Below are 13,645 nucleotides of genomic sequence, written 5' to 3' on the forward strand. Positions count from 1 at the left end.
CGTTAGTGCGGTTTGGGTTTGCCGACGAGCGTCAAACCTGCCCGTATTGCTGGCCGTGGCGCAGCCAGCGCTCTAGCAAGGGGCTTACGTGCTGTGGCCAGTGTTCCAACAATGCGTGCGCTGCATCGCGCACAGCAGGCAGCAAATCGGCATCGCGCATCAGATCGGCGACCTTGAACTGCAGCAGGCCGGTCTGTCGAGTGCCGAGCATTTCGCCCGGGCCGCGCAGTTCCAGATCCTTTTCGGCAATGATGAAGCCGTCGCAGGTCTCGCGCATGATCGCCAAACGTTCACGGCCGGTCTGAGACAGCGGCGGGTGGTAGAGCAGCACGCAATGGCTGGCGGCACTGCCGCGACCGACCCGTCCGCGCAGCTGGTGCAGCTGGGCCAGGCCAAGGCGTTCGGGGTTTTCGATGATCATCAGGCTTGAGTTAGGCACGTCGACGCCCACCTCGATCACCGTGGTGGCGACCAGCAATTGCAGGCGGCCTTCCTTGAACTCGGCCATCACCGCGGCTTTTTCGGCGGGCTTCATGCGGCCATGGATCAGCCCGACATTAAGCCCCCCGAGCGCGGCGGAGAGGTCTTCGAAGGTGGTTTCCGCCGCCTGGCAGGTCAGCTCTTCGGACTCCTCGATCAGGGTGCAGACCCAGTAGGCCTGGCGGCCTTCGTTACAGGCCGAGCGCACCCGCTCGATAACCTCCAGGCGGCGGCTGTCGGCCACCAGTACGGTGTTGACCGGCGTACGACCGGGGGGCAGCTCGTCGAGGATCGAGGTGTCCAGATCGGCGTAGGCACTCATCGCCAGGGTTCGCGGGATCGGCGTGGCGGTCATGATCAGCTGGTGCGGGCAGAGTCGTCCCTCGACGCCCTTGCGGCGCAGCGCCAGGCGCTGCTGCACGCCGAACCGGTGCTGCTCGTCGATGATCACCAGCGCGAGCCTGCTGAACCGCACTTCGTCCTGAAACAGCGCGTGAGTGCCGACCACCATTGGGCAGCCGGCGGCGATGCGCTCCAGCGATGCGGTTCGCGCTTTGCCCTTGAGCTTGCCGGCCAGCCAAGCGACTTCGATGCCCAGCGGTTCGAGCCATTTGCAGAAGGTGATGAAGTGCTGTTCGGCGAGGATCTCGGTCGGCGCCATCAAGGCCACCTGATAGCCCGCCTCCAAGGCTTGCAAGGCGGCGAGGGCGGCGACCACCGTCTTGCCGGCACCGACGTCTCCCTGCACCAGGCGCAGCATCGGCTCGTTCTGGGCGAGGTCGTAGGCGATCTCGGCACCCACTCGCTGCTGCGCGCCGGTGGGCTGGAAACCGAGGTTTTGCAGGTAACGCTGCGGCAGGTCGCGGGCAGCCGGTAAGGGCGGTGCGTGCTGGGCGCGGCTGCTCTCGCGCAGGCGTTGCATCGAAAGCTGGTGAGTCAGCAGCTCCTCGAAGGCCAGGCGGTGCTGGGCCCAATGGCGGCCCTCGGCGAGCTCTTCCAGATCGGCATCGGGCGGCGGCCGGTGCAGGTAGCGAATCGCTTCGTCCAGCTTGGCCAATCGGTAGTCGCGGGTCAGCTCGTCGGGCAACCAGTCGGGCAGGCTGTGCGGGCCGAGTCGTGCCAGGGCTTGCGCGGTCAGTTGGCGCAAGCGCTGCTGGGTCAGGCCTTCGGTGGTTGGATAGATTGGCGTCAGTGTCTGCTCGACGGCCACCGGCTCGCTGTCAGTGAGCGCGCGGTATTCGGGATGGTAGATCTCCAGCCCCGAGGCGCCTGGTCGCGCTTCCCCGTAGCAGCGTACCTGGGTGCCACGCTTGAGGGCTTCCTTCTGCGCCTGGCTGAAATGGTAGAAGCGCAGGCTGAGGCTGCCGCTGCCGTCATGCAGACGGACTAGCAGACTGCGGCGCCGGCCCATCACCACATCCGCGCCGGTGACGGTGCCTTCGACGACCGCATCCTGACCGGGGCGCAAGGCGCCGATCGGCACGATGCGAGTGCGGTCCTGGTAGCGCAGTGGCAGGTGAAACAGCAGGTCCTGTAGGGTTTCCAGGCCAACCTTGGCGAGCTTTTCGGCCAGCGCCGCGCCGACGCCCTTCAATGCGGTCACCGGGACCGCTGCCAGCTCGCTCATGACGTCAGGCTTTGTCGGCGGGCGGTTTTGCAACCGAGCACAGACGGATGGAGTCGGCCAGCACTTCGATAGCCTTCGGGCGCGGGAAGCTGGCACGCCAGGCAATGGCCACGGTACGGAATGGCACAGGCGGCGTCAGCGGACGGATGTCCAGCACGCCAGGGGAGTAGTGATGGCTGTCGACCGCCGACAGCGGCAGGATCGACACGCCAAGGCCGGAGGCGACCATGTGGCGGATGGTTTCCAGCGACGAGGATTCCACCGTGGTGTGGCTCGGCGCCTCGCCTTTGCGCGTGGTCGGGCAGGCTTCGAGCACCTGATCGCGGAAGCAATGACCCTCACCCAGGAGCAGCAGGCTCTTGTCGTTGAGCATCTCGCTGTCGATGGTTTCCTTCTTCGTCCAGGGATGCCCAGCGGGCATCAGCACATAGAAGGGCTCGTCATACAGCGGCAGGGTCAGAACGTCGGCTTCCTGGAAAGGCAGCGCGATAATGATCGCGTCCAGCTCGCCGGTGCGCAGCTTGTCACGCAGGATGTGGGTGAAATTCTCTTCGATGTACAACGGCATGTCCGGTGCCACGCGATGCAGCTGCGGGATCAGATGCGGGAACATGTAGGGGCCGACCGTATAGATGGCGCCAACCTTGAGCGGGGCGGCCAACTGATTCTTGCCGGCCTGGGCCAGCTCGCGAATACTCTGCGCCTGCTCCAGCACCTTTTGCGCCTGGGTGACGATGCCTTCACCGACCGGTGTCAGCCGTACCGCGCTTTTGGTCCGCTCGAAAATCAGCACGCCGAGTTCGTCCTCGAGCTTTTTCACACCCACCGAGAGGGTAGGCTGACTGACGTGGCAACGTTCGGCAGCGCGGCCGAAGTGAGATTCCTGGGCGAGCGTGACGATGTAGCGCAGTTCGGTCAGTGTCATAGCGTTATTCCATCAGAGTGCGGGCTAGCATAGCCTTTGCTCGTGTTCGAACCAACTGGCCAGCAGCCGTTCCCTTATTAAGGGATCAGCGGAAATCCTGCTGACAGCAGTACACTCAAAAAAGGCGGGCCGAATCGGTGGTCCGCATCGGTTATGGAGCAACCGCCATGGCAACTCGACCCTCTGTAATGATCGCCGGCTGCGGCGATGTCGGTATTCGCCTCGGCCTGCAGCTGAGCCGCGCAGGTTGGACGGTGTACGGCCTGCGACGTCAGGCGGCGAGCCTGCCGGTACCTATCCTTCCAGTACGTGGCGACCTTGCCTCGAGCGAGGTGCCGCGTGGCTGGCCTAATGGCAAGCTGGACTACCTGGTGTATGCCGCCTCGGCCAGCCAGCACGACGAGCCCGGTTATCGGCAGGCCTACGTTGAGGGCCTGCGCAATGCGCTTGGCTGGCTTGAGCAGCGGGGGCAACGCCCGCAGCGCGTTTTCTTTGTTTCCAGCACTGGTGTCTACGCGCAGAACGGCGGCGAGTGGATTGATGAAACCTCGGCCACCGAGCCTACTGGCTACACCGGGCAGGTGATGCTCGAGGCCGAACAGCTGGCGCTTGAGTGCGGCTTTCCAGCGACGCGGGTGCGCATGGCGGGGTTGTATGACCCGGTGCGGCCATGGATGCAGAACCAGGTGCGCTCGGGTCTGCGGGTCGAACGCGATCCGCCGCAGTACAGCAACCGCATCCATCGCGATGATGCTGCGGCCCTGTTGGCCTGCCTGCTGCAGACCGATCTGAACGGTGGCGCTCTGGAAGATTGCTACCTGGGTGTCGACGATGACCCTGCGCCGTTGCACGAAGTGGTGGACTGGTTGCGCGAGCGACTCGGCGTGACCCAATGGGCCGAGCAGGCCATGACCCGCCGTGCTGGCAGCAAACGGTGCAGCAACGCCCGAGCGCGGGCGCTTGGTTGGGTGCCGCAATACCCCAGCTATCGCAACGGTTACGCCTCCATCCGCCCGGGCAAAGGCTGAGCGGCAATGAGGCCCGCGATGATGGCCGCGGCTTCTGTAGGAGCCAGGGGGACACCCAGTCCTTGCTGGCGATCCGTATTCTGCTGTTGCACCGGAGCCGCGCCAGCCCCTGATCGCGAGCAAGCTCACTCCTACGAAAAGCGCTATGCCCGGCCCGCGATGATCGCCACAGAAATGACACGAACGCGCTGTGAATAGTTGATATAACGTTTCAATTCGGCGCAAACGATCACTGTTCGTCGGTGATTTCGCTTCATTGCGCCGGAACCAGGCAACTCTGCCGGCACGCTGCTTACTAAAAATCTGATAGCACGCACGCCGTACACCTTGCCGCATGGCAGCAGTCGGGTCAGGAGCAGCTGCCGCAGCGCGGCGAAGACATCAGGAAGAACCAACCACGGCGGCGTTTTCGAACACCGAAGCAGGAGATTTTTCCAATGAGAGCCCTTCGCTGGCACGGCAAGCACGACATTCGCTGCGACAACCATGTACCCGATCCGTCGATAGAAGACCCCCGCGACGCCATCATCAAAGTGTCGTCCTGTGCCATCTGCGGCTCCGACCTGCACCTGTACGACGGCTTCATGCCCGGCATGCAGCACGGCGACATCATGGGCCATGAGTTCATGGGCGAAGTGATGGAGGTCGGCTCGGCGAACAAAAAGCTCAAGGTCGGTGACCGTGTTGTGGTGCCCTTCACCATCGTCTGCGGTGAGTGCGATCAGTGCCGGCGCGGCAATTTCTCCGTCTGCGAGCGCACCAACCGCAACAAGGACGTGGCCGACAAGGTCTTCGGCCACACCACCGCCGGCCTCTATGGCTACACACACCTCACCGGTGGCTATGCCGGCGGCCAGGCCGAATTCGTCCGTGTGCCCTATGCCGACGTCGGCCCCGTCGTGGTGCCGGATGGCATGACCGACGAGCAGGTGCTGTTCCTCGGCGACATCCTGCCCACCGGCTGGCAGGCCGCGGCGCAATGCGATATCCAGCCCACCGATACCGTGGCCGTCTGGGGTGCAGGTCCGGTCGGCCAGTTCGCCATCCGCAGCGCGATCATGATGGGTGCCGAGCAGGTCATCTGCATCGACAACGTGCCCGAGCGGCTGTCCATGGCCCGCGCCGGTGGCGCCATCACCATCAACTTCGATGAAGAAAGCGTGCTCGAACGCCTCAAGGAGCTGACCCGCGGCAAGGGCCCGGAAAAGTGCATCGACTCGGTGGGCATGGAGGCCCATGCGGCGCGCTCCATCGACTCCATGTACGACCGCGCGAAGCAGGCGCTGATGATGGAAACCGACCGTCCTCACGTGCTGCGCGAGATGATCTATGTCTGCCGTCCGGCTGGCATCATCTCGATTCCCGGCGTCTATGGTGGGCTGATCGACAAGATTCCATTCGGCGCGGCGATGAACAAAGGCCTGACCTTCCGCATGGGCCAGACCCACGTCAACCGCTGGACCGATGATCTGCTCAAGCGGATTCAGGAAGGACAAATCGACCCCAGCTTCGTCATTACCCACAGCGTCAGCCTCGAGCAGGGTCCGGAGATGTACAAGACCTTCCGCGACAAGCATGACGGCTGTATCAAGGTCGTTCTCAAACCCTGAGGGCCGGGCCTCGCGTCTCGCTAGCGGGACGTGGTCGGCTGCTTCTCCATGCCCTGAGGAGGGACTGATTCATGAGCGTTCCACATCGTGTCACCCATACCAACCACTCTGCCCGTACGCTGGCCCGTGGCCTCGGCTGGTTCAGCATCGGGCTGGGTCTGGCCGAGGTGCTGATGCCCGGCAAACTGGCGCGCTTTCTCGGCGTGCCCGGCAACGAAGGACTGATTCGCGCCTGTGGCGCGCGGGAAATCGCCACCGGCGTCGGGCTATTGCTGAGTGACGATCCCAAGCCCTGGATCTACGGCCGCATCGGCGGCGATGCGCTGGACCTTATCGGCCTCGGCTTGAGCATCGATAAGGGCACCGAGCAGGTCAACGCTGCCATCGCAGCGGGCGCTGTGGCCGGCATCACTGCGCTGGACATCTCCTGTGCAAAGGGGCTGGCGAGCGAAGGCCAGTTGGTGACGGAATGGGATTACAGCGACCGCAGTGGCTTCCCGCAGGGTGCGGATGCCATGCGTGGCCGAGTCGAAGCGGAGTTTGCCGCAGGGCGTGCCGAGCCGAACGGGTATCCGGTGTCGACTTTGTTGCATTAGAAGGAGCGTGCTCGGCGGTAGCCGATTTTGCGAGGTTGGGTGTATGGGTTAGGCGCTTCGCTTTCACGGCGATTAGCGGGCTGATTGAGGGCTTGGTTTCGCCCTGCTGAGCGACTCACTTTGGTCAGTCGCCGGAAGGCCGGCCCTGAAAAGTTAGCAAATACGCTGACCCCGGCTGCGCCGGGGTTCCCCCTCTCCATTGACGTTCCAGCGCCCGCCGCGAAGGGCCCTCCACGGCTGCGCGTCCCGAACCACTAGCGGCTCTCGCGGCATCCATGCTTCTCAACCCCTGCGTGCGGCCTGCGTTCAGGCCTCATGAAAGGCGCGGCTGGGGTTGTCTGCCAGGCCGTGCGCTAACAAGCGAAGCAAAACCGTCCACCACCAAGGTCCCAACCCACTGGTCCATCGCTGTGAAAAGCGAAACACCCAGCCAAACCCGTTTGCCAGTCGAGTGACGATCCGCCTCCAGGCATGCGATGAGCCATTTTTTTGCTAAGGTCGGCAGCCGGCCCCCTTCCACCACCCTCTGGCGGCCACCACACAATGAGAGTCCATGTCCGCCGTCGTTAACATCGTCCTCCCAGTCTTCGCTCTGATCCTGCTGGGTTTCATCTGTCGCCGTACCGGGCGCATGGGCCCGACGGGCGCCTCCGAGCTGAACCGATTCGTGGTCTGGCTGGGGTTGCCAGCGCTGCTCTTCAGTGTCGTCGGCAATTCCACCTGGGAGCAGCTTTGGCAACCAGGCTTTATCACGGCGTTCTCGGTGGGCTGCCTCGGTGTGTTCGGCTTCACGCTTGGTTATCGACTGTTGCAAAAGCAGCCGCTGGCCGACGCCAGTCTCGATGCGCTCGGTGCGTCCTATGCCAATACCGGCTACATCGGCATTCCGCTGTGCATGTTGGTGCTGGGCGACGAAGCGCTGCAGCCAGCTATGGTGGCGTCGATCATCGTCGTCTGTGTGCTGTTCGCCATTGCGCTGGCGTGCGTGGAGACCGGGTTGCACGCCGGGCAGGGCTTCAACCAGACGTTGCGAAAGGTCAGTGTCGCGCTGCTGCGTAATCCGCTGGTGGTGGCGCCCCTGCTGGGTGGGTTATGGGCGGCGAGCGGGTTGGATCTGCCGGTGCCGGTGGCGACGCTGCTAAAGTTGCTGGGCGCGGCGGCGGCACCGTGCGCGTTGGTTTCGCTGGGGTTGTTCCTGGCGCAACCGCAGCCGGGTGGCACGGTGAGTGGTGTCTGGCCGCTGGTCACGTTGAAGCTGGTGGTGCAGCCGCTGATCACTTGGTATCTGGCCTTTCAGGTGTTCGAGCTGCCGACCCTGTGGGCGTATTCGGCGCTCTTGCTCAGCGCACTACCCACCGGCACCGGGCCTTACATGCTCGCAGAGTTCTATGGACGCGAGGCGTCGCGAGTGTCGCGCGTGGTGTTGCTTTCGACGCTCGGCTCGCTGATCACATTGTCGGTCTGCCTGGTGCTGCTGCCCATATAAAGGTCCTGGTGCCCGTGGATAAGCCTGCGGCGTTATCCACCCTACGTCTGGGCCGGTCGTAGGGTGGAAAACCGCGAAGCGTTTTCAACGCGGTAACGTTCAGCCCGCCGATCGGGTGACTTCCAACACCACCGCCGCAATCCGGTCGCACTCGGTATAGGCGCCGTCGAGCAGCTCTTCACCGAAGACATCGGGATCGACTTCTCGATATCGCCATTCCAGCCCGTGACCGTCGAGACGCTGCTCGATTTCGCGGCGGAATGGGTCCTGATTGCCCTTCATCGCTACGCCGGTATAGAGCAGCAAGGTGCCGCACGGGGCGAGACGCGCCAGTGCGCTGTCGAAAATCGCCAAGGAAAGCCCAGCCCCCAAGGGTCCTCCGCCGTGGCGATAGGCGCGCTCGTCCGGATCGACCAGATAGGGCGGGTTGGCCAGGATCAGGTCGAACTGACCATCTATGTCATTGAGCAGATCGCTGTGGTGGGCCTTCAGGTTGTCAGCCTCGGCCAGCGCCGCGTTAATGCGGGTCATGCGCAGCGCGGCCGGGTTGATGTCCACCGCCAGCACCTCTGCCTGTGGCCGTGCCAGTGCCGTCAGGATGGCCCCTGCACCGGAGCCACATCCGATGTCCACGGCACGCCCGATCTGACCTTTGTGGTTGTTCAGGTGGGCCAGGATGGCATTGGCGAACCGGTAGGTATCCGGGCCGAAAAACACGGCGTCTGACGCGTCGGTGGGGTAGGCCGAGTGTACGAACAATTGGCCGTCGAGGCTCGACATCCGCACCCGGCTACGCCAGCGTGAGTCGCTGGGGGCAAGCACGCCGGCTTGATCCATCAGGCTGAAAATTGCCGGCGGCAGCAGCTCATGCTGGAACGGCCGGCTCCAGCCGAAGACACCTTCCAGATCTTTAGCCAGCTGGTTTTCCACCCGCGCGTTGACCCGCTCGTGCGTCAGCGGCGTGGGGGTGATGAAGTGATAACCGCGCTCGCGCAGCGCCTGGGCCAGGTGCAGCAGCGCGCGGTCCTGGGCAGTTTCCGTGGGCATTTCAGATTCCCTGGCGAGTTCGCCTCAATTGAATAATCCGGTGAAGATGCGGGTGGCCAGCAGTCCGGCCGCGCTGTGGTGGCGCGTCGGTGCCAACAGCGGCAGCAGGTGGCGCATGCGTGCTTCACGTGTGGGTAGCTGTGTCAGTTGCTGTTCAAGCAGCAAGGCTTCCTGATCGAAGTCGCTGACGTGCTGGCCCTGCTGCACCAGCGCCGGCTTTGCCGGCCGCTCGGTAGATGTCCGTCGACGGCTGCTGAACGGCACCTGGCGTTGTGCAAGCGACGGGTGCGGCTTGCCACGGGTGGGTGTCTGCTCGGCCAGCCAGTCGCCAGCGATCCAGTCGTGAATCAATTGCTGCTCGTGGGCGCTGAAAACGCCGAACATCGGGGCTTGTTCGCCGGTAATCAGCTGCCAGAATCGGCTGTGCTGTGGGTCTTCGTGACGCTTGATCCAGCGGCGGCGCTGTAGCGTCTCGATGAATTGCGGGATCTGTTCCGGCTCGGCCAGCCATTGGTTCACGGTACGCCCATCGAAGCGGCAGTAGTCCGAATGCACGAACTGGCCGACGCCGGCCTTTTTCTCCAGCACGCGCATCACTTCCTGCTCGGGTTCAAAACCGCCAATCACCGAAAGCGTGCTCGCACCCAGGTCATTCAGGCGATAGCCGTTCATGACTCGTCGATAGAATTCTTCGCTGTCGCCCACCTGCGGCCAGGCCGCAAGCAAGCCTTGAATGGCCTTCTTCGCATGGCCGTTGTCGGCGTTGTCGACCGTCACGTGCAAGGTGAAGTAATAGGGGTCGATGCCCAGCTCGGTGAGCTCGTAGGAGCTGATCAAGAGGTGCAGCGGGAGTTGTTCGTAGCCGAGGTTGAAACCGATCACCTCAGGCAGGAACTGCTCGGCGTGCTCGGCCAATGCGAGCTGGATGGCGCCTTGGACGAAGTTGTCGTCATCCAGCGTCTGCCAGTCGTCACAGCCTTGGCTGGCGAGCAGCTTGCGGTATAGCACCACGTGGTTCTTTTCCGGCTGACCTTCGCCCAGCTCCTCGAGATAGGTCTGAATCAGCGAAGTGAAACGCGCATCGTCCCAGCGCTGCAGCAGGCCATAGAGCCAGGCGCCATCGACCAGTTTGGTCGGCGCTACACCGCGCAGAAAGTGCAGCGCATGAGCCTTGCTGGTGAAGTAGCGGCGTGGCCCGCCGGCGCGGCGTTCGTCAAGGTAGGCCTGATACTGCCCGCCGACCTTTGCCGTGTGTGCGTCCAGCCAATCCCCGAGCCCGGCTGGGTCGTGCGGCAGGTCGCAGGGCAGCGCTGAGGCTTCGTCCAACTGTGCATTGAGGTAGTCAGCGGCGCGATTGCGCACGGCTGCGTCATCGGGAGCGTCGAGCAGGGCGAAGTAAAGCGCCCTGGAAGGCGCTGCCACCTCACAGGTTACAGGCGTGGTGTCGACGGGCAGGCTTCGAGTCAGTTGCATAGGTTCACACGGTGGCAGTGGGGAAACCCCCAGATGATTTTTTGGCCGTTGCTATGCCGGATTAGTTCAGCGCGCCTGCCGAATGGCCGGCCATCTCGGCAGATTTGCATGCAACTTCTGCGATCGCGCGTCTTCCTAACCTATAGAGATGCCGAGCGGTGTCCGAATGAGCAACCAGACGGAGGTCCCCATGAATCAATCCGAACGCGGCAAGGAAAACCTGGAAACGATCAACGATCGCAACGAGGAGCGCATCGACCAGGCGGACAGGACCACCAATGGCGAAGCTGCTGGCGGTGATCGTGACGATGTCCCAGGCGGCGCCTACAACGTCCCGCCGGGCATGGCCGATGAGGTCAGCGATGAAGAAGCGTTGAAGCGCAACAAGCAGGATCGCCCCGAGCGCTAGCCAGGGTTGCGGAGCGGAGCCTTGGCCCCGCTCCGCTAGCTGTAAAAATAATTGGCTGATCCCTTAATTTCCGTTGTGTTTCGGTCGCTTGCAGCCTTTAAGCACGCCGCCACCGTTATGCCTGGGAGGACGATCCCAGCCGTTTCGCAGCGGAACAAAGGACTGCCAGAGCCTCGCCATGCGCCAACACAGCCGACTCACCTTCCGCCATCTCAGCCGTATCCAGGTCACCAATCGTCTCAGCGGCGACCCTATGGGTTACGTGGCTGACCTGTCGAAAGGCGGGTTGCGCCTGGTCGCCAAGCAGCCATTGGGCGTGAACGGCTGCTATGAGATGTGCCTGCACGTGCCGACCGTGGGCGATCGAACCCGTGAAGTGCAGATCGTGGTGCTCTGCCAGTGGGTGCGCAAAGATTCCCGCCGCGACAGTTTCGAAATGGGCTTCTCCCTGGATCGCCCGAGTGAGGAATACACCCGGTTGATTGGCGAATTGATGCCCAAGCGGCGCGATTAGCGATTCACCACCTTGGCCGGCAGCGCGATCACCAGCAGCGAGCCGAGCACCAGACACGCCGCGAAGAACCACAACGCCGCACCGCTTTCCCCGGTGAGGTCGAGCGTGACGCCAATCAGCGTATTGCTGACCAGGCCGGCGATGTTCGCCAAGGAGCAGGCCAGGGCGAAGCCGGTTGCTGCCGCGGTGCCAGTGAGAAATGTCGCCGGCAGGCTGAAAAACACCGGAACCGCCCCGATGATGGCCGCCTGGGCAATGGAGAACAGCAGCACCGTCATGATCACGTTGTCGGTGAACGCGGTGCTGGTTGCCATGGCGACGGCGCCAATCCAGAACGGCAGGATGATGTGCCAGCGGCGCTCGCGGAAGCGGTCGGAGCTGGCGCCCAGCACAAGCATGCCGAGCACCGCGGCGATGCTGGGCACGGCGGTCAGCAGGCCGATCTCCGACACATCACTGACGCCGGCGTTGCGGATGAAGGTCGGCATCCAGAAGCCCAGCGCATACGCGCTCAGCAAGATCGCGAAGTCGATGCCGCCGAGCATCCACACCTTGAGGTTGAAGAAGCCCTGGCGAAAGGTCTCGCCACTGGCCGGGCTCTGCGCCTCATCGAGGGTAAGGTCGCGCAGCACCTGGCCCTGCTCGTTGATATCCAGCCAGTCGGCGCGCTTCGGGCTGTCGGGCAGCACGCGTAGCGCCATCAGGCCGAGCAGCACGCTGGGAATGCCTTCGAGCAGGAACAGCCATTGCCAGCCACGCAGGCCCTGCACCTGATCGAATGCACCGAGAATCCAGCCGGACAAGGGCGCGCCGATCACGCTTGATAGCGGCAGGCCGATCATGAATAGCGCGATGATCCGCCCTCGGCGATAGGTCGGGAACCACAATGTCAGGTAATAGAGCACGCCCGGTAGAAAGCCCGCTTCGGCGACGCCCAGCAGCAGGCGCACCACGTAGAACTGCGCCGGCGTGGTGACCAGCATGGTGCAGGCCGACAACACGCCCCAGGTGATCATGATCCGCGCAATCCAGACCCGCGCGCCAACACGCTTGAGGATCAGGTTGCTGGGCACTTCGAAGAGGATATAGCCGACGAAGAACAGGCCCGCACCCAGGCCGAAGGCCGCTTCGCTGAGCTGCAGTTGCTCGGCCATCTGCAACTTGGCGAAGCCGACATTGATGCGGTCCAGGTAGGCGGCCAGGTAGCAGAAGCACAGAAACGGAATCAGCCGCCAGGCGATCTTTCGATACAGACGCGGGTTGTTCGGCTCGCCGCTAAGGGCATGAGCGTCTGGCGCGGGCGCCTGAGGCATCGGTCGTCTCCGTGTTGGTGATGTGTCGAAGCAAGCCCGGCATGTTAATGGAGCCGGGCTGCCGAGTCAGAACCTCTGACCCAAGGCGCGCGGCGGAATGTTCCTCGTTGCCTCTGCCGTGATGACAGGCGGACATAGCGTGACTGAACACAGGGCTGAGCCCGCGCGAACTCAGCCCCTTTGTACCTGTCGCACCTGTTCGACCGGTGCTCTTAGGTGCGCCTGAAATTGTCCGGCAACTCGCAACCCAACGGAGACAGGCATGACTTCACAGTGGATCGACATTCCCGCGCAAGACGGCAAGACCTTCAAGGGCTACCTGGCACTGCCGCCCGCCGGCCATGGCCCGGGCATCGTGCTGATTCAGGAAATCTTCGGTGTGAACGAACACATCCAGTCGGTCGCCGACCAGTACGCGTCCGATGGCTACGTCGTAGTGGCCCCGGACCTGTTCTGGCGCAGCGAACCGGGTGTCCAGCTTGGTTATGGCGAGGAGGACTGGGAGCAGGCCTTCTCGCTGATGCAGGCGCTGGATTTCGACCTGGCGATCGACGATCTACGGCGCAGCGTCGAGCTGCTGCGCGGGCGCGATGACTGCAACGGCCGCGTGGCGTCGGTGGGCTATTGCATGGGCGGCGTGCTGTCGTTTCTGAGCGCGGCCAATGCGGGCGTCGATGCCGCAGTCTGCTACTACCCCGGCAGCATCGAGAAACGCCTGGACCAGGCCGAGCGGATTACCTGCCCGACGCTGTTCCACTTCGCCGAAGAAGACGACCACATCGACTCCGACGCGGTGGCCGCCGTCCAGGAAAAGATGGCCCAGGTCGGTCAAGCGCAGATCGAGACCTATCCGGGCGTCGACCACGGCTTCAACTGCTGGGCACGGCCCATGTACAACCAGAACGCTGCGGCGCTGGCCCATGGGCGGAGCTTGGTGTTCTTGGCCGAGAACCTGTAGTAATCCAAGCGGGCCGTGTTTGCCCAGTAGGCGCTATAGCAGCAAGCGCTGCTTCGAGAGGTAGCCGCGGCGGGCCCCTTGATCGCGAGCAAGCTCGCTCCTACATAAGCAGCCCGCACGGACAGTGAGCGGGGCCGCCTCCCCGCACCCGTAGGAGCCAGCTTGCTGGCGATCCTTGG

12 protein-coding genes are annotated in these 13,645 nt (G+C 63.5%); 7 read left to right on the forward strand and 5 right to left on the reverse strand.

The window, feature by feature from the left end; genetic code table 11:
* Positions 1 to 31: 31 nt before the first annotated feature.
* Positions 32 to 2,107 carry an ATP-dependent DNA helicase RecG gene (recG, locus tag RT21_RS15725; protein WP_046163458.1) on the reverse strand — a complete coding sequence of 692 codons (2,076 nt, stop codon included), beginning with the start codon at positions 2,105 to 2,107 and terminating at the stop codon, positions 32 to 34.
* A 4-nt stretch (positions 2,108 to 2,111) separates the two neighbouring features.
* Positions 2,112 to 3,032 (reverse strand): hydrogen peroxide-inducible genes activator, encoded by a 921-nt coding sequence (locus tag RT21_RS15730; protein WP_045422729.1) that lies wholly within the window; start codon positions 3,030 to 3,032, stop codon positions 2,112 to 2,114.
* A 167-nt stretch (positions 3,033 to 3,199) separates the two neighbouring features.
* Here RT21_RS15730 and RT21_RS15735 point away from each other — a divergent pair, with 167 nt between their 5' ends.
* The 4 genes from RT21_RS15735 (at position 3,200) to RT21_RS15750 (ending at position 7,752) form a co-directional block, all read left to right on the forward strand.
* On the forward strand, positions 3,200 to 4,060 hold the full coding sequence (locus RT21_RS15735) for a Rossmann-fold NAD(P)-binding domain-containing protein (protein ID WP_046163459.1): 861 nt from the start codon (positions 3,200 to 3,202) through the stop codon (positions 4,058 to 4,060).
* Between the two features lie 437 nt (positions 4,061 to 4,497).
* Positions 4,498 to 5,670 (forward strand): zinc-dependent alcohol dehydrogenase, encoded by a 1,173-nt coding sequence (locus RT21_RS15740; protein ID WP_045422723.1) that lies wholly within the window; start codon positions 4,498 to 4,500, stop codon positions 5,668 to 5,670.
* Positions 5,671 to 5,741: 71 nt separating this feature from the next.
* Positions 5,742 to 6,266, forward strand: coding sequence for a hypothetical protein (locus tag RT21_RS15745; RefSeq protein WP_046163460.1), 525 nt, complete (start codon positions 5,742 to 5,744; stop codon positions 6,264 to 6,266).
* Positions 6,267 to 6,819: 553 nt separating this feature from the next.
* Positions 6,820 to 7,752: an AEC family transporter gene (locus RT21_RS15750; RefSeq protein ID WP_046163461.1), complete on the forward strand. Its 933-nt coding sequence runs from the start codon at positions 6,820 to 6,822 to the stop codon at positions 7,750 to 7,752.
* 99 nt (positions 7,753 to 7,851) lie between these two features.
* Here the strand turns inward: RT21_RS15750 and RT21_RS15755 are convergent, their stop codons facing one another.
* Positions 7,852 to 8,799 carry a methyltransferase gene (locus tag RT21_RS15755; protein WP_046163462.1) on the reverse strand — a complete coding sequence of 316 codons (948 nt, stop codon included), beginning with the start codon at positions 8,797 to 8,799 and terminating at the stop codon, positions 7,852 to 7,854.
* A 24-nt stretch (positions 8,800 to 8,823) separates the two neighbouring features.
* Positions 8,824 to 10,272 (reverse strand): iron-containing redox enzyme family protein, encoded by a 1,449-nt coding sequence (locus tag RT21_RS15760; protein WP_046163463.1) that lies wholly within the window; start codon positions 10,270 to 10,272, stop codon positions 8,824 to 8,826.
* Positions 10,273 to 10,462: 190 nt separating this feature from the next.
* Here RT21_RS15760 and RT21_RS15765 point away from each other — a divergent pair, with 190 nt between their 5' ends.
* Both RT21_RS15765 and RT21_RS15770 read left to right on the forward strand, forming a co-directional pair.
* Positions 10,463 to 10,681, forward strand: a complete 219-nt coding sequence (locus RT21_RS15765) for a hypothetical protein (protein ID WP_046163464.1) — start codon at positions 10,463 to 10,465, stop codon at positions 10,679 to 10,681.
* Positions 10,682 to 10,859: 178 nt separating this feature from the next.
* Positions 10,860 to 11,195 (forward strand): PilZ domain-containing protein, encoded by a 336-nt coding sequence (locus tag RT21_RS15770; protein WP_046163465.1) that lies wholly within the window; start codon positions 10,860 to 10,862, stop codon positions 11,193 to 11,195.
* Here the strand turns inward: RT21_RS15770 and RT21_RS15775 are convergent.
* Entirely contained in the window at positions 11,192 to 12,508 is a 1,317-nt protein-coding gene (locus tag RT21_RS15775) for an MFS transporter (RefSeq protein ID WP_046163466.1), read from the reverse strand. The two genes, RT21_RS15770 and RT21_RS15775, sit on opposite strands and share 4 nt — an antisense overlap.
* A 262-nt stretch (positions 12,509 to 12,770) precedes the next feature.
* On the opposite strand from RT21_RS15775, the gene RT21_RS15780 reads away from it, so the two are divergent.
* Positions 12,771 to 13,466 (forward strand): dienelactone hydrolase family protein, encoded by a 696-nt coding sequence (locus RT21_RS15780; protein WP_046163467.1) that lies wholly within the window; start codon positions 12,771 to 12,773, stop codon positions 13,464 to 13,466.
* The last annotated feature ends 179 nt before the right edge of the window (positions 13,467 to 13,645 follow it).

Source organism: Pseudomonas sp. 10B238 (assembly GCF_000970615.1).
Taxonomy (GTDB): domain Bacteria; phylum Pseudomonadota; class Gammaproteobacteria; order Pseudomonadales; family Pseudomonadaceae; genus Stutzerimonas.

What these genes read in the sequence shown, in the direction of transcription:
- recG (WP_046163458.1), bottom strand. Translation starts at nt 2,107, where the DNA reads ATGAGCGAGCTGGCAGCGGTCCCGGTGACCGCATTGAAGGGCGTCGGC.
- RT21_RS15730 (WP_045422729.1), bottom strand. Translation starts at nt 3,032, where the DNA reads ATGACACTGACCGAACTGCGCTACATCGTCACGCTCGCCCAGGAATCT.
- RT21_RS15735 (WP_046163459.1), top strand. Translation starts at nt 3,200, where the DNA reads ATGGCAACTCGACCCTCTGTAATGATCGCCGGCTGCGGCGATGTCGGT.
- RT21_RS15740 (WP_045422723.1), top strand. Translation starts at nt 4,498, where the DNA reads ATGAGAGCCCTTCGCTGGCACGGCAAGCACGACATTCGCTGCGACAAC.
- RT21_RS15745 (WP_046163460.1), top strand. Translation starts at nt 5,742, where the DNA reads ATGAGCGTTCCACATCGTGTCACCCATACCAACCACTCTGCCCGTACG.
- RT21_RS15750 (WP_046163461.1), top strand. Translation starts at nt 6,820, where the DNA reads ATGTCCGCCGTCGTTAACATCGTCCTCCCAGTCTTCGCTCTGATCCTG.
- RT21_RS15755 (WP_046163462.1), bottom strand. Translation starts at nt 8,799, where the DNA reads ATGCCCACGGAAACTGCCCAGGACCGCGCGCTGCTGCACCTGGCCCAG.
- RT21_RS15760 (WP_046163463.1), bottom strand. Translation starts at nt 10,272, where the DNA reads ATGCAACTGACTCGAAGCCTGCCCGTCGACACCACGCCTGTAACCTGT.
- RT21_RS15765 (WP_046163464.1), top strand. Translation starts at nt 10,463, where the DNA reads ATGAATCAATCCGAACGCGGCAAGGAAAACCTGGAAACGATCAACGAT.
- RT21_RS15770 (WP_046163465.1), top strand. Translation starts at nt 10,860, where the DNA reads ATGCGCCAACACAGCCGACTCACCTTCCGCCATCTCAGCCGTATCCAG.
- RT21_RS15775 (WP_046163466.1), bottom strand. Translation starts at nt 12,508, where the DNA reads ATGCCTCAGGCGCCCGCGCCAGACGCTCATGCCCTTAGCGGCGAGCCG.
- RT21_RS15780 (WP_046163467.1), top strand. Translation starts at nt 12,771, where the DNA reads ATGACTTCACAGTGGATCGACATTCCCGCGCAAGACGGCAAGACCTTC.